The following is a 15819-nucleotide window of genomic DNA, read 5'->3' on the forward strand; positions in this document are numbered from 1 at the left end:
GTGATAGCTATCACCCTAAAATAGATCGATGTCAGAATCTTCTACATCGGGTTCAATAATTTCACCATCGGCGAGTAATTGTTCATAAAAGCGAACTTGATTTCTACCATGCTCTTTAGCGAAGTAAAGCGCCTTGTCTGCTTTTTCTATCACGGTAATAGGAAAATCATAAGGACTAATTCTCGCCATCCCAATACTAACCGTGAGGTTATTCACGAAAGGAAACTTGGTATTTTTAAGTAACTCCATAAATTCTTTCATGCGATTATTCATCGCGTCAAAATGGGTGGGTTCAAAAACTAATACAAACTCTTCACCACCATAACGAAAAACCAAATCATTGGAACGGAAAAACTTTTTCATTTGCTGTGCCAATAGCAGCAACACTTCGTCCCCACATACATGGCCATATTTATCGTTTACTTGCTTAAAGTGGTCGATATCAATGACTGCAAGCCAAGAGGTTGCATCATTATGAAGCTTGCGTACATCTGCTGAACGAACGGATTTATGTTTTTTTACTACTTGCCTTTCTATCAGCTGCTTAAGCCGTCGGTCAAAAGTATGTCTGTTTAATAAACCTGTCAGCTTGTCTCGCTCATTTTCATGAAGAATAGTCAGATAGTTCTCGAATATTCTACAAAATGCATTGAGTAACACTTGATCACCACTAGACATTTGCTTGCTGACAATAGCGATTGCTGCGACAGGTCTTTCTTGGATACTGATCGGCACCCAGCGCCGCTCTATTCCATCAACAGATTGAACGGTAATGGTACAAGCGGATTGTAAACAAGATATCAGTTCGTTATCTGGCTCCGAAATAATACTGCGTTCGTACCATTCAAACTCTTTGTCTGAAACTTCTTCAAGCGCAACACTTCTTTCGACAACCAACTTATCTGGGATCTGCAAGTCTTTATAAACAGCAATTTTTTGGCAATGAATAAATTCGTGGATAGTAGATGCAAGGCTATATTCTAGCGAATCGATATCACGGGTTTTTGTGATCTTTACGACGGAATTCAGCAGTTCTTCTTGCATTGGCCTTATTACTCTACCTGATATGTGGGCAATAGAATCGAAAAAGTGCTTACATCCAGCAAAGTTAAAAATAACCACATTTCACTTTCAAGCACTTTTAAAAGTTAGTCAATAACCCTCAAAATGCCAAATTACGCAGCTGTTGAGTAATGATCTTTCAAGTTTGTTTTTGCAGCAGTTTGATTGGCATTTATACAAGGCAGAGCCTTTGTAGCATAGTGATTCTATGTAAGTCAGGCGATTACGTAATAGAAATGCCAATCAAGCGCTGCCCTTCGGGTTCACCTCGATACGCTTTGTGCATTGCTGCTCAACTTTTGTTTAGATGACTAGGCGGCAAGTCAAGCGCCACGCTCAAAATCCACTAAGGAGAACAAAAACCAAACAGCAAAGATCAACACGCTCTCGTAAGCCTTCCGGCAAGATACGAAAGGCTTTGATAGAGACTAGTCTAAGGTTGCAAGCATGGCTTCATCATATTCCGTCACAGCTTGGTTTTGCTTTATTTTGCTCACATAGTCAGGGTTCGCGATAAATGGTCTGCCGATAGCCAATAAATCAAACCTATCTTGGGCAATCGCCTCTGCGCCAGTCTGCGCCGTATAACTACCAACTCCAACCAAGTGACCTTGATAATGTTTGCGTATATAATCCGATGCATGACCATCTAGATAATCAAAAGTCATACTGTCATCAAAAATGCCCACATGCAGATAAGCCAAATCGCGTTGTTCAAGTGCCTTAAGCAAATAATCAAAAACGTTCCGATCACGACTGTCGCCTTCCATATTAAAGTAGGCACCAGGAGATAATCTAAGCCCGACTCTGTCCGCACCAATGCGGTTGACAGTAGCATCAACAACTTCGAGTGCAAAACGACTCATATTTTCTGGAGTTTGTCCGTATTCATCTGTTCTTTGGTTAGCACTGTAATGTAAAAATTGATCAATCAAATAGCCATTGGCACCATGAATTTCAACGCCATCAAAGCCCGCTTCAATCGCGTTTTCGGCAGCTTTTGCGTAATCCGCAACTAGTTGCTTAATGTCTTCTTGCGTCGCAGCTTTTGGCACCTGATAAGTCAGCTCTCGCATTCTTGGTACTGATCCTTCTATACCAATTGCTGAAGGTGCTAATACTTCTCCATCAAAAAAATGGGGATGTGCTACTCTGCCTACGTGCCAAAGCTGTGCAAATATTTTTCCACCGTTGTTGTGCACGGCTTGAGTGACCTTTTTCCACCCGGCAATTTGTTGCGCGGTGAATAGCCCTGGAGTATTTGGGTAACCTTGCGCATCAGGTCTGATAATCGTCGCTTCACTAATGATTAATCCCGCCTCGGCACGCTTAGCATAATACTCAACCATCGCATCGGTAGGGACCAGTTGGTCATCAGCCATACAACGCGTCAAAGGTGCCATGAGAATACGGTTTTTTAACGTCAGTGTGTCATTGAGCGCATATGGCTCTAATAAAATATCGGTCATGTCTTTCTCCATTTTTGAATACTCATTCAAGATATGGATTCTTGAATGAGTATTCAAGAACTAAATGCAATTATTTATAACTTTTTTTATTCATGCCGTGTTGTTGCTATCCAAAGCTGAAGAAATTCCTCGTTGATCACAACATTGATGATGGTATGAATGCACTGTGCTTGGTATTATCAAAGTTGTGATAAGAGGAAATGAACACGATGAGAGTAGCCGAGTTTGATAGAGAAGCCGTTTTACGCAAAACCATAAACGTCTTTGTGACATACGGTTACAACAAAACAAGCATGGCAAAGCTAACCGAAGCAACCGGTTTGCACCCTGGCTCAATCTACTGTGCGTTTAAAAACAAACGCGGGTTATTGCTAGCTGCAATTGAACAATATCAGACTGACAGGCTTAACCATTACCAACAACTTCTCAATAACTGTCCTAGTTTACACTCAGCCATTGAAGCGTTTTGGGACGACTTAATCGCAGAATGTCTATGCCAAAACAGCTCTAAAATTTGTTTATTGACCAAAACTCTGGCAGAAATTGACGGACAAGATCCCGAGCTGCAAGCTATATTGAATAATAATTTGCGTCAATTTGAAGCCATGTTTGCCGAGCTGTTTATTAAACAGTGGCCTGATCAATTGACCATCAGTGACATGGAGGCGAATGCAAGAGCGCAGTTTTTTGCAATGAGTGTTTATGGTATTCGCACCTACGCAGCAACAGACAATTCGGAAACCAAACTGCGTGCATTAACGCAACGCGTCAGTCAGTGCGTATTAACAGAATACCCTGTAGATTAAACATTATCACTTAGCCCTGTGAACAAATGTCGGAGGATCCAATAATGCTAAAGCTCACATTATTCATCACCTCGGCGTTATTATTGACTTGCTTTTTATACTTTAAAAAAGAAGCGCTGGCTTGCGAAGTTATTCCACTGACACATTTTGAACAGTTAGCTCCTGATGTGTTTATTGATGACTCTTTATCTTGGAACGACAAACTCACCCTAACACGTTCGTTAGATGAAGCGAAGCGACGTGTTACCGAAGTATATGGACAGCCTGAAGTGGCAGCTCGTTTCATCGTCACTAAAAATCAGCAATTTTCTACCCTTGGGCTAAACCCAACGGGTATGCAAAACACTGGCTTTTTCAGAGAGTGTATTTTTCTCGGACCTAAAGGAATAAATACCGATGTCATAGCCCATGAGCTGGTACATGCTGAAGTTCGTAACAGAACCAGTTTCTGGGTAGAGCTCACTGAACTGCCAGCTTGGTTTATCGAAGGCACGGCAATCAAAGTGGATCATCGTGCCCCATTTTTACCTGAAAACTTTGACGTAACCGAGCACGACATTGCTGAAGTTAAAAAGATATTCTTCTTGTATGAGTTTCCAAGTACCAACATTAAATATTACCAAGCCTCCCTTGCAGCAGTAAGCACAATGCCAACTGGTGATTTATATTCTGGACTTGAAAAGCTAAATCAAGGCGAGCGATTTCAGGATGTTTTTCGTTTCTAAATCAGTCGTCTAGATCACTATAAAGCAGTCGTTGAAAACCATGTTTGACCAACAAAGTTTCCATTAAATGGATAACCGCAGCGCTGACATCTGAGTTCATTATTTCTGAGTGAGTATTCCTATTGATAATAAGGGAGGAAACATGCTCAATTTCATATTCAAACCCGCCTCCTCTGCCTTTATGTTCTATGTCGTAATGCTCGCCTAAATAGGAGATATCTATTTTGGTGGGGCTCCACCACTTGCCATAAATCGTTATTTCCAAGTCTGGGCCAAGTAATTTAGCCTGTTTCGGTAATTCCCGAGTGATAGATGCAGACAACTGGGCACGCAGCGACCCCGAAAATTCCAAGGTGATATTTTCGTCAACTTCTGTTTCTGAATTGTCTGCTTCTATCAACGCAGTAAAGTCACCAATCTTGTTATTAGTCACTCGACAAAGATCCGCATATAGCCAGATCGGGTAGACACCGACATCCAAAGTTGCCCCCCCATTTAAATTAGGGTTAAAGAGTGGCTTTGTACGGTCAAATTCATTAACACTGCCAAACGCAGCCGTGATTGAAGTCACTTCTATTTGCTGCTCTTTGATAAAGTTAAGCATGCTTTGATAGGCCGGAAAAGCGGCGGTTTTCATCGCTTCAATTAATAACAGCCCTTTTCTTTTGGCTAAGCTATACATTTGTTGCCAATCAGCAAGATTGGTAAACGCGGGCTTTTCAACCAAAACATGCTTATTGTGATTTAAAAATAGCGCAACCATTGGGCGATGGAATGGGTGGATTGTCGCGATGTAAACTGCCTCAACATTTGGGTCTTGCGCCAAGGCTAAATATGAGTCGTAATAGCGTCCACAGTGGTAGGTATCGGCAAAGTGTTTTGCGCGTGACAGATCTCTGGCCGCCACCGCCGACAGACTTGCGTTGGACGCATGACAGGTTAAGTCGCTAGCGAAACGATGTGCAATACTACCAAGACCTGCAATTCCCCATCTTACTTTTCTGATTTCACGCTCTGTCGAATGTGTCATACGCTTACTGCCATGTAGTTAACCTCTATGACAACAATGTACCTATTTTATTAAGCAAAATCACATGAAAAGAAATCATCTAACCTGTGAAAAAATAAACGTATTTTAAGTTGATTTATCAAACTGAAGTGTATCACTGGTGGTACGTATGAAGGCAAAGTTAACCTGATTGTTAGCAGAGGATGATTAAGTCTGGATAGGGCGAAATAACGGTTTCGTTATTTCGCCACTGGCTAATTTAGCGGTAGTCTATTCCCCAATGGAAAGCACTGATGATGTCTTGGCTCAATGACCCATTTAATGTTTGCCCACTTGCCACTGCTGCATCGATGCGGCTACGGATAGCTGGCGTAATAAAGTTTCTCATTTCCGGATCGTTTAGATATGCAGTATTGCTTTCACTTCCTCTAAACATGTTGAGTACTTTTTCCATGATATCCTTCATGTCGCGTTCCATATTTTTGATCTCAGCGGAGTTATCTGTTGTGACTAGCTTATAAACAAGTAGTTTCGTCACGGCCAAGCCTCCAGCACCAACTCCAGCAACCATTGCTGCTGCCATTCCAGCAACTGCGGTTCCTCCGGAAGCTGCAACTGCAGCAATAGTAATAACAGTGATAGCTGCAACTTCTAAAGCTGTAAGTAGAATATCGATGGCCGTCGTGCTCTTAGTGATGCCGTCCAAACATGCTCTTAACGTTTTAGCCCCATTTCGAATTTTAGCTAACGCGAAACCGTCTGATCGTTGCAGTCTTACCACGTCCATCATGCCTTCCATAACCAACAAGAACCCAGCGCTAATAATTGCCATCACAGGATCAGTCCACTGTGCTAGTTGGTAGTTTAAGCCGCTTGTCGCTCCCTCTTTATACACTCCTTTAAACTCCGCAGCGCACTTGGTGAAATTATCGACCACCGCCCTGTCAAAGGTATTCCCATGCTTTTGCATGATCCGCAGTAAAGTCTGTCGTCCGTAAGTCAGCGTAAACTTGGACAGCAAAGGAACCATATAGTATTCAACTAAGTACGATTGCTCATTGTTGTAATCTGGTAAATCAATAGGGCTGCTGCTATTGCCCATTAGCATTGCCTCTAATAGATTGATAGCCTCCTCTTCTGTTGGTGCGTCAAATGGCATAGACAAACGAAACTTGGTTTCATCTACTGAAGAAAGATCTGGGTAGCAGGCCTTAAACATAAAAGCGATAAAGCGATAACCACCCCAAGTATCATCTACTCGATGATCATCACCGCCACCTTCATGTAAAACTTCAATCCATTTTTCAGTCGAATTGGCGTATACATCAAACCAGCCATCCTTGCCACCTAGATCACTGTTTCCAGCATATGCGTATGGAATGTAAAGCGCGCGGTGACTGCCCTGACCAATTTTTGACAGATTTCTTCCGAGTGGTAGATTGCTTTTATGATGAATATAGGAAGGTGCATTAGGTCTAATATCATGAATAGATAAACGACCGTCGCGGTTATGATCTAGCTGTTGAAATAAAAACGCTGACAGACGTTGCGCTGTTTGATACGGCGCGTTCGTTCTGACCAAAACATTGGTTAACTCATTCTGATCTACCAACCCATCTTGGTTGATATCCGCGACCTGTATCGCTTGCTCAAAATTAGTCAAAAACATCTGATAAACCTGAGCATAGGTCATGTTAGGTGTGATCCCGTGATGACCACTTTGTGGGACCTGATTAGCAACATCCTGAACAGAAATACGCCCATCTCGATTTTTATCTAGCCGCAGAAAGAACTCATCAGCCATCTCATGAGCAGAATTCCATGGAACATTCGACCTAACAAGTAACTGGATCACTTCATTTCTATCCAGAGTGCTATCTCTGTTCAAATCCGATTGGTTCAGTGTATTGTAAAAGTTGGCAGTTAAACTCTGGATCATTTGTTCTAATTTGGTCCTAAGGTGGTAGTCCAAAGTAGTAGAGTTGTTAATCTGCTGCGTCACTTCATGGGCGGCAATCCTACCATCATGGTTAGTATCTAATTTTTGGAACACCTCTCGCGCCATAGTTTGTGCAACATTGTAAGGTGCATTCGTTCTAACCAGAGCATTGACTAGCTCGTTAAAATCCAACGTGCCATCTCTATTCAAATCTGCAGTTTGCAGCGTTTGCTGGAAGTTTTGTCTAAAACCCGCGATGATTTGCTCTACAGCTGGATTGCTAGGACTGACATGATGGCCCATATTTGGGATCTGCTGTGACACATCTTGAACCGATAACCGACCATCACGGTTTTTGTCTAACTTAAGAAAAACCTCATTCGCAATGTTATTGGCAACTTGCCATGGTGTGGAAGCTCGCATTAAGGCCTGAACCAACTCGTTGCGATCTATCGTGCCATCACGATTACTGTCAGCATTATTTAAAGACTGCTGGAAATTTTGTTGCATACCATTTATCACTTGCTGTGCAGCTTGTGACATATTGGCTTGTGGCTGTTGCGCCATTTGGTTTACCTGACCAGAAATATCATCAGTAGATAACCTTCCATCACGGTTTCTGTCCAGTCGATTAAAGATTTCGTTGGTCATATTCTGAGCCACTTGCCAAGGCGTTGCGGCTCTGGTTAAGACTTGAATTAATTCGTTGCGGTCGATAGTACCATCTCGGTTTAAATCAGATGTGGCTAGTGCTTGTTGAAAGTTTTGAGTGAGACTTTGAATGATCTGCTCTGTCGCGGTTGTCATAATATTCCTTTAACGGTGATATAGAGTTGACTACAGGGTGATATTACCCGCGCAGATTTTAAGGGATAAGATAATGCATTGTAAATAATATGTTTTTATTTTATTTCTAGTGTCTTTCGATTGCAGCAGTAGAGGTAAGTTAGAAACGATAGTAGGTGGAACTCCGTATTAAGAGATTCTGTTGATAGACAAATAAAAACATTGAGATTCAGTGTGTGTCATTAAAGGCTTGAAAAGAAAACGGCAAATAAAAGGGATGTAATGAGCTAAGAAAAGGATGGCGGAGAGAGAGGGAGTCGAACCCTCGATACGCTATAAACGTATACACGAGTTCCAGTCGTGCGCCTTAAGCCACTCAGCCATCTCTCCGCACTAAAGCGGGGCTAATACTAAGAAAAGCCTCGCCTTTTATCAAGCAGTTTTTTGATTTATCTAACCGTTTGTATAGATTCCGTGCAATACACTTAGGTTAACGTTGTAAAGAAGCAGAAAAGTCCAACATACGATTTAGCGAGCGTAACGCGCCCTCCCGCAGTTCCATATCAACAAACACTTCTTTACCTTGTGGGTCTAACAACGCTTCCTCAATGGCTTGTAGGCCGTTCATTGCCATCCAAGGACAGTGTGCACAGCTTCGACAAGTTGCGCCTTCGCCAGCAGTCGGTGCTTCAAAAAACTCTTTTTCAGGGCATAGCTGCTGCATTTTGTAAAAAATACCTCGGTCCGTCGCGACGATAAACTTTTTGTTTTCCATTACTTGTGCGGCTTTGATTAATTGACTGGTTGAGCCAACGGCATCGGCTAAGTCGACAATTTCGGCTGGGGATTCTGGGTGCACCAGTACTGCCGCATCAGGATGTAGCGCTTTCATATCTTTAAGCGCTTTAGTTTTAAACTCATCATGTACGATACAGGCGCCATTCCACATGATCATATCTGCACCTGTTTTCTTCTGAATATAAGAACCTAAGTGCTTATCTGGACCCCAGATGATTTTCTCACCTTGTTCATCAAGGTGTTCAACAATCTCAAGTGCGCATGATGAGGTTACAATCCAATCGGCTCTCGCCTTTACAGCCGTAGAGGTGTTTGCATACACCACCACTTTACGATCAGGGTGTTGATCACAAAATGCGGAAAATTCTTCAATTGGACAACCTACGTCCAATGAACAAGTTGCCTCTAACGTCGGCATCACGACGGTTTTATTTGGGGTAAGTATTTTTGCCGTTTCGCCCATAAAACGTACACCTGCTACGATGATCACGTCTTTATCAACTTGATTAGCACCAAAACGCGCCATTTCTAATGAGTCGGCAACACAGCCACCGGTTTCTTCAGCCAGTGCTTGTATTTCAGGATCGGTATAGTAATGGGCGACTAAAACCGCATTCTTCTCTTTTAATAAAGCTTTAATACGATTTTTGTACTCCAGCTTTTGCTCATCTGACAGCTTGGCTGGCTTAGGCGGGAAAATATAATCTTCCGGCATGATTTGTTCAGCTAGACTCATTTCTTGACCACTAGTCCACATTGCATAATTGGGCAGAATTATACGAAATTCACGCTCGTAATCCTAGCACTTGTGAGCGCTTTAATGACAGACGTTAGAAAGATTTATGAAATTCAAATTAAAGATGGGGGTTCAGTGCGATTTGCAAAGGTGATAAAAAGTCGTTTGGGAAGATAAATGGTGGGTCATGATGGACTTGAACCATCGACCAATGGATTAAAAGTCCACTGCTCTACCAACTGAGCTAATGACCCGCTCGAATACGTATCTTAAAACTTAAAATGGTGGGTCATGATGGACTTGAACCATCGACCAATGGATTAAAAGTCCACTGCTCTACCAACTGAGCTAATGACCCGCTCTGAATTGAAAGTGCCATTATTCATCCTGAAGCTGGATTCCGGCTCGTCTTCCTGACTCGCGTTCAAAAAGCTGCGAAGCAATGCTTCGGTCTTTATTCACCCAACTGAGCTAATGACCCGCTCGAATACATACCTTAAAACTTAAAATGGTGGGTCATGATGGACTTGAACCATCGACCAATGGATTAAAAGTCCACTGCTCTACCAACTGAGCTAATGACCCGCTCGAATACGTATCTTATAAATTAAAAATGGTGGGTCATGATGGACTTGAACCATCGACCAATGGATTAAAAGTCCACTGCTCTACCAACTGAGCTAATGACCCGCTCGAATACGTATCTTAAAACTTAAAATGGTGGGTCATGATGGACTTGAACCATCGACCAATGGATTAAAAGTCCACTGCTCTACCAACTGAGCTAATGACCCGCTCTGAATTGAAAGTGCCATTATTCATCCTGAAGCTGGATTCCGACTCGTCTTCCTGACTCGCGTTCAAAAAGCTGCGAAGCAATGCTTCGGTCTTTTTTCACCCAACTGAGCTAATGACCCGCTCAACTATATTCTTAAGTTTTAAAGTGGTGGGTCATGATGGACTCGAACCATCGACCAATGGATTAAAAGTCCACTGCTCTACCAACTGAGCTAATGACCCACTTTACCGCAACAGTGTTTGTTACCAATCGCCTGCTGCGGGCGCTTATAATACTTATTTAATTTTTGAGTGCAACTGAATTAGTTAGTTTTTTTCATTTTTTGTGTCTAACCGACTAAAAATAAGTCACTTCGGTTAAAACAACACCTTACATCTTCGCTAATCGTTCCGTTGCTAACTTTGCAGGTGTCGTACTTGGGTATTCTTTAATCAATTCATTCAACAATGCTTTACCCGCATCAATTTGCCCTTGCTTATGCAAAATGACTCCTAACTTAAGCATAGCTTCTGGTCGCTTGTTTGACTCATTAAACTGTTCAACCACGGTTTTAAAGTGTGACTTGGCAATATCGTCTTGCGATTTGATAAGATGCAATTGCCCTAACCAATAATGAGCATTAGGTACATACACCGATTGTGGAAAGTTTTTCAGGAAGCTTTGAAATTCTGGAATCGCGGCATCATATCGTTTGTCTTCGATGATCATGGCCACTGTTCTATCATAGGCTTCATTTTCTGACAGATTGCTGCTGAACGCTTGTTCAGCTGTAACATCAGGCACCACAGCAGATGTTTTAGACTGTTCATATACAGCACTAACTCGGTTTTCAATTTCTTGATACAGTTCACGCTGACGTTGTAATACTTTCTCAAGCTTGTAACTTTGCTCTTCTGTTACGCCACGAACTTGGCTCACTTCTTCTTGCAGCATATTGAGCTGCTGTTGCAGTTCAGCTTGAAGTAGGTTGCGCGTTTTCATCATACTTTCCAGCTGAGAAATTCGCTGTTCAATTGTTTGTGTTGAGTTTGCAGCTTCTGAAACAGGAGCGGGAGCAGCCCAGACTTGGGCGCTCCCGCTCACCAAAAAGAAAGCTGCCAAAATAGTATTCGGCTTCATAATAACTCTTTCTTAATATACAAGTACCGCACGACGGTTTTTAGCGAATGCTTCTTCCGTACGAGACTTAACCATTGGCTTCTCTTCACCGTAACTTACTACTGAAATCTGACTATCAGATACGCCTAGGCTCTGTAAATATTTAGCGACTGCTTTACCACGGCTTTCACCCAGTGCGATGTTGTACTCTGGAGTACCACGCTCATCGGCGTGACCTTCGATTAATACTTTAACACTTGGGTTCTTAACCAAGAAATCTGCGTGCGCTTGAAGCAACTCAGTGTACTGGCTTTGAATTGTTGATTTATCAAAGTCAAAGTATACGATTTGCTCTTGACGTAGCGCTTCATATTTTTCACGTAGTTTTTCTTCGGCAGACTTCTCGCGAGTCATTGTGTTCACATCAACACCGCTGTCTTGTGTGGTTGCCGCTTGATTGCTTTCGTTAGCCGCACCTTCATCAACACTAGAAGAAGAGCTACAAGCTGCTAGTGTCATCACTGGCAAAGCGACCAATAAGGCTTTGAGAGTTTTGTTAAGTTGCATCGAGTATATTCCTATATCTTTATAAATCTAACCAGCAAAATTACTGTAAAAACGGCGACCAGGCTGGTGCCTTAACTTGGCCATCCAAGACAGGCAACCTTGCCTTAAAACGACCGTCCATAGACACCAGAGCCAATACCTGCTTATTATTGTGCAAGGTGCTGTAAATGATCATTGAACCATTTGGTGCGATACTCGGGGACTCATCAAGTCTTGTGCGAGTTAACACCTGAAACAGCCCTGAATCTAATTCTTTTTTCGCAATATGGTAACGGCCCAAAGTTCGATTCACCATTATTAAACGTTTTCCATCTGGTGTTATAGAAGCCGCAAGGTTCATATCTCCATCGAACGTGATCCGTTTAGACCGTCCTGTTTTTAAATTTAACTTATATATCTGAGCATTACCACCCCTTTCCGATGTATAAACAATTTCTTGCCCATTAGGGTGCCAAGATGGCTCAGTATCTATACTACGGTGACGTGTTAAACGTCTTTCAGACTTGGTTTGTAAGTCGATCAAATAGACTTCAGTGGCTCCACCGCTGTCTTTAGAAAGTACGACTAACATCTTAGTACCATCGGGTGAAAACTGCGGTGCACCATTGATACCAGGGTAACTGGTTAATAACTCTCGTTTACCTGTATAAATATCTTGAATATAAATTTGCGACTGGCGATTTTCAAACGTAACGTATGCGAGTTTATTGCCATCAGGAGACCAAGCTGGTGACATTAACGGCTCTTTTGAACGCAACAAAACCTGTTCGTTAAAACCATCGTAATCAGCGACCACGAGCTGATAAGGCTTATCCTGCTCTTCACGAACAATGACATACGCTATTTTCGTCCTAAATGCCCCTTTTTCACCGGTTAACTCTTCGTAAACCACGTCGCTTATCTGATGTGCGTAATTTCTAAATCCGCTGCTAGTAATAACACTTTGTCTACCCTCTAGAATATGGTCATCACTTTGCATTAAGCGACCATTCGACATGATCCGTGTTTCTCCACCAGTGATCTGAGCTCGGATAACATCGATCAGCTCGTACTTAACCAAGTAACGGCCTGCTGACTGCTGGGTGACTGTACCAACGACTACAGCCTCTACTCCGGCCTCAACCCAAGCGGCGTAATCAACTTCCGAATCTGTCGTCGGAAGTTGCGGCATGTCAGACTCCGCGATTGGTTTAAACTTTCCACTGCGCATCAAATCTGCTGAGATAACATCAGCTAGGCCAGAAGGCATTTCACCAGTACCATTATATTTAAATGGCACAATGGCAATCGGCCTTGCGCTATCAACGCCTTCAGTGATCACAATCTCAAGCGCAGCTTGTGCAAATTGTGACATGCCCAAGGTAAGAACCATTAGTAAGGTAGTTAACTTCTTTATCATGCTCTTCCTTTATAAATTTGGTTTAATTGTTAAGTTAATATTCTTCAGCTGCTCAAAGACATCTTTATCTTTTGAGACGGGTAATGTGTCGGTCATCTTAACGGCACGAATCGCGGCTTCACAAACCAAACGATCGCCCCCTAACGACTCAACGTTAGTTACCAGGCCATTAAACGCAAGGCGAATATTCAAACGACATTGTTTGCCTTTCATTGATTCATCAATAAGCAGATTTGATTGAATCCGTTGCATGATAAGTGCTTTATATTTATCGACTTCACTTAGTACTTGCTGATGACGAATTTTTGCACGAGCGGCTTGCTCTTTAGCAAGTTGCTCACGCAACATTTGCTCTTCCAAGGCTTTTTGTCTGGCTTCTTCTGCTGCTTGTGCTTTACGTTTTTCTTCCGCCTCACGACGTTTACGCTCTGCTTCAGCCTTTTTAAGTCTGTCTTCTTCCGCTTTGCGTTTATCAGCAGCGGCTTTTGCTGCTTTTTCAGCGGCTAACTTCTCAGCTCGCGCTTTATCAGCCTGTTCTCTTTGCTTTTGTTCTATTTGCTTAGCGCGCTTAGCCTGTGCTTCTGCTTTACGCTTTTCTTCGAGTGTTGCTTGACGCTGTTGCTCTAATTTCTTAATCCTTCTCGCTTCGGCCTCACGGTCCTTTCGTGCCTGCTGTGCGCGACGCTCTAAATCACGAATACGCTGCTCTTCTGCGGCACGTTTAGCATCCTCTTGCTGTTTTAACTGTTTGATTTTATTTTCAACAGCCTGTTGATCAACCGAGATGGCACTGACCACTTTCTCTGGTTCATTGTCATTAACCTCAGGATTAAGCATTACTTCCATGACATCTGGTGAATCAATATGAAAATTAGCCGTGGCTAGCAGTAGACCGCCAATCGCAAAATGTAAAAGAACCGATTTAGTGATACTTGCTGACAACGAGTCCATTATTCATCCTCAACTGACTTGGTCATCAGCCCCACAGATGGAACACCTGCCTTTTTCAAAAAGTCCATTAAATACAGAACTTCTTGATAAGACACTCTACCTGACCCTTTGATCATCACCGGGGTGTCTGGATTTTGTTGCAGTTTTAATTTAATCACTGCTGCGACTTCAACCGCGTCCATCGGCGCTTCTGGATCTGTGCCAACACTTACAAAATAGCGTCCCTCTGAATCAATGGAGGCGATAATTGGCGGAGCATCTTTGGTTTCCACCAATTCAGATTCTTCCATTTGTGGTAAATCCACTTTTACACCGTGTTGAATAAGCGGCGCCGTAGCCATAAAGATGATCAGCAACACCAACATGACATCGATATAAGGAACGACGTTGATTTCAGCAACCGGACGACGCTTCTTACGCTGATACATTTTGCTTCACCTCTACTTGAGCTACAGCTTGGCGGTATAAAATATTAGAGAACTCTTCCATAAAGTTAATATATTGAGACTCTAGTTTTTCAACATTTTTTGCGAAGCGATTATATGCCATGACAGCGGGGATTGCCGCGAAAAGGCCCATCGCTGTTGCAATAAGCGCTTCAGCGATACCCGGAGCAACCATTTGCAATGTCGCTTGCTTCACTTCACCCAACGCAATAAATGCATTCATGATCCCCCAAACTGTACCAAATAGACCTATATAGGGGCTAATAGAGCCAACTGTCGCAAGGAAAGATAAACTAGATTCAAGCTTTTCAAGTTCGCGAGATAATGCAACGCGCATAGAGCGGTGGGTGCCTTCTACAACTAACGATGGTGATTGAATTTGGCCTTTTTGATGTTTGGCAAATTCTTTGAACCCTGAAACAAATAGAGACTCAAGTCCTTCGGGGGCTGCGCCTCGAGCATTCACTTCATTATATAATTTACTCAAGTCCATTCCAGACCAGAACTTTTGCTCGAACTTTTTCGCTTGTGATTTTGCAGTGGAAATGATCGTTTTTCTTTGAAAAATAATTGCCCAAGATGCGATGGACAAGCCAACTAACGTTAGCATTACGAGTTGAACTAAAAAACTCGCTTTTAAAATTAAATCTACAAAATTAAGTCCTGATTCCACTTTTATTATACTCCTAATGGCATTTCCGCACTGCGGCCTTATAGTGTTTAACGCTTAGTAAAGCGTGATTAGATTGACTGGTCTGACACAAAAAGGTTCCGCTAGTTTAACCACACAAAAAATACCTGACAATCTCAATACCGTGAATTAGTCATAAATGGCGACAAATAGTACAAAAAGGCTAAAAATGTCGCCTAAAACGGTAATTTACTGGCCATTATAAGATGTCACCTCAGCGGTGTAACTGAGTAACTATTCGCTTTTAATATCAAACCCTAAATATGATCAAAAAGTGCATAAAATAAGAGCTTTATGCACTTTTAAAGAATAAATACACAAAAACCACATTGGTAAGACCAATTAACAACAAATTATCTAATATTTACAATTCGAACAGAAAACAAACAAACTCTTTTATAACAATAATTTACACAAAATCAAACGCACCTTCATGACTATAAAATGAACACGCAAAAACTTTTCAAATTAGTTTTTTTTATTTGAAAAAAGAATTTTTCTAGTTTGATTAGTTTTCATAACCTCTTTAATATACACC

13 protein-coding genes and 7 tRNA genes are annotated in these 15819 nt (G+C 42.1%); 2 read left to right on the forward strand and 18 right to left on the reverse strand.

Annotated elements, in window-relative coordinates; genetic code table 11:
* Positions 1 to 15: 15 nt before the first annotated feature.
* Entirely contained in the window at positions 16 to 1044 is a 1029-nt protein-coding gene (locus ACSLBF_RS11025) for a GGDEF domain-containing protein (RefSeq protein WP_440053454.1), read from the reverse strand.
* A gap of 446 nt (positions 1045 to 1490) precedes the next feature.
* Positions 1491 to 2531 carry an alkene reductase gene (locus tag ACSLBF_RS11030; protein ID WP_440053455.1) on the reverse strand — a complete coding sequence of 347 codons (1041 nt, stop codon included), beginning with the start codon at positions 2529 to 2531 and terminating at the stop codon, positions 1491 to 1493.
* Between the two features lie 209 nt (positions 2532 to 2740).
* Here ACSLBF_RS11030 and ACSLBF_RS11035 point away from each other — a divergent pair, with 209 nt between their 5' ends.
* Together ACSLBF_RS11035 and ACSLBF_RS11040 are read left to right on the forward strand one after the other, a co-directional pair.
* A complete protein-coding gene (locus tag ACSLBF_RS11035; protein WP_440053456.1) occupies positions 2741 to 3337 on the forward strand; it encodes a TetR/AcrR family transcriptional regulator in 597 nt (198 codons plus the stop codon).
* Between the two features lie 44 nt (positions 3338 to 3381).
* Complete coding sequence (locus tag ACSLBF_RS11040; RefSeq protein ID WP_440053457.1) at positions 3382 to 4062, forward strand: hypothetical protein; 681 nt, start codon at positions 3382 to 3384, stop codon at positions 4060 to 4062.
* A 1-nt stretch (position 4063) separates the two neighbouring features.
* On the opposite strand, the gene ACSLBF_RS11045 is transcribed toward ACSLBF_RS11040, so the two are convergent.
* The 16 genes from ACSLBF_RS11045 to tolQ all read right to left on the reverse strand — a co-directional run bounded on the left by ACSLBF_RS11045 (position 4064) and on the right by tolQ (position 15263).
* Complete coding sequence (locus ACSLBF_RS11045) at positions 4064 to 5092, reverse strand: Gfo/Idh/MocA family protein (protein WP_440053458.1); 1029 nt, start codon at positions 5090 to 5092, stop codon at positions 4064 to 4066.
* 238 nt (positions 5093 to 5330) lie between these two features.
* Positions 5331 to 7817: an EF-hand domain-containing protein gene (locus tag ACSLBF_RS11050; protein WP_440053459.1), complete on the reverse strand. Its 2487-nt coding sequence runs from the start codon at positions 7815 to 7817 to the stop codon at positions 5331 to 5333.
* A gap of 278 nt (positions 7818 to 8095) precedes the next feature.
* Positions 8096 to 8186 (reverse strand) — tRNA-Ser (locus ACSLBF_RS11055).
* A 100-nt stretch (positions 8187 to 8286) separates the two neighbouring features.
* Complete coding sequence (nadA, locus tag ACSLBF_RS11060; protein ID WP_440053460.1) at positions 8287 to 9330, reverse strand: quinolinate synthase NadA; 1044 nt, start codon at positions 9328 to 9330, stop codon at positions 8287 to 8289.
* Positions 9331 to 9508: 178 nt separating this feature from the next.
* Positions 9509 to 9584, reverse strand: a tRNA-Lys gene (locus ACSLBF_RS11065).
* Between the two features lie 28 nt (positions 9585 to 9612).
* Positions 9613 to 9688: transfer RNA gene (locus ACSLBF_RS11070), tRNA-Lys, on the reverse strand.
* A gap of 151 nt (positions 9689 to 9839) precedes the next feature.
* Positions 9840 to 9915 (reverse strand) — tRNA-Lys (locus tag ACSLBF_RS11075).
* Between the two features lie 29 nt (positions 9916 to 9944).
* Positions 9945 to 10020, reverse strand: a tRNA-Lys gene (locus ACSLBF_RS11080).
* Between the two features lie 28 nt (positions 10021 to 10048).
* Positions 10049 to 10124: transfer RNA gene (locus ACSLBF_RS11085), tRNA-Lys, on the reverse strand.
* 150 nt (positions 10125 to 10274) lie between these two features.
* Positions 10275 to 10350 (reverse strand) — tRNA-Lys (locus ACSLBF_RS11090).
* Positions 10351 to 10498: 148 nt separating this feature from the next.
* On the reverse strand, positions 10499 to 11248 hold the full coding sequence (gene ybgF, locus ACSLBF_RS11095) for a tol-pal system protein YbgF (RefSeq protein ID WP_440053461.1): 750 nt from the start codon (positions 11246 to 11248) through the stop codon (positions 10499 to 10501).
* Positions 11249 to 11260: 12 nt separating this feature from the next.
* Complete coding sequence (gene pal, locus ACSLBF_RS11100; RefSeq protein ID WP_440053462.1) at positions 11261 to 11794, reverse strand: peptidoglycan-associated lipoprotein Pal; 534 nt, start codon at positions 11792 to 11794, stop codon at positions 11261 to 11263.
* A 40-nt stretch (positions 11795 to 11834) separates the two neighbouring features.
* Positions 11835 to 13193, reverse strand: coding sequence for a Tol-Pal system beta propeller repeat protein TolB (tolB, locus tag ACSLBF_RS11105; RefSeq protein ID WP_440053463.1), 1359 nt, complete (start codon positions 13191 to 13193; stop codon positions 11835 to 11837).
* 9 nt (positions 13194 to 13202) lie between these two features.
* The gene (gene tolA / locus ACSLBF_RS11110) at positions 13203 to 14144 is read right to left on the reverse strand and encodes a cell envelope integrity protein TolA (protein ID WP_440053464.1); all 942 of its coding nucleotides are present in this window, start codon (positions 14142 to 14144) and stop codon (positions 13203 to 13205) included.
* On the reverse strand, positions 14144 to 14572 hold the full coding sequence (gene tolR / locus ACSLBF_RS11115) for a protein TolR (RefSeq protein WP_440053465.1): 429 nt from the start codon (positions 14570 to 14572) through the stop codon (positions 14144 to 14146). The genes tolA and tolR overlap by 1 nt, the downstream gene beginning before the upstream one ends.
* A complete protein-coding gene (gene tolQ / locus ACSLBF_RS11120) occupies positions 14559 to 15263 on the reverse strand; it encodes a protein TolQ (RefSeq protein WP_440053466.1) in 705 nt (234 codons plus the stop codon). Before tolQ ends, tolR begins: the two co-directional genes overlap by 14 nt.
* Positions 15264 to 15819: the final 556 nt, after the last annotated feature.

Source organism: Pseudoalteromonas sp. T1lg65, assembly GCF_051930985.1.
Lineage (GTDB): Bacteria > Pseudomonadota > Gammaproteobacteria > Enterobacterales > Alteromonadaceae > Pseudoalteromonas.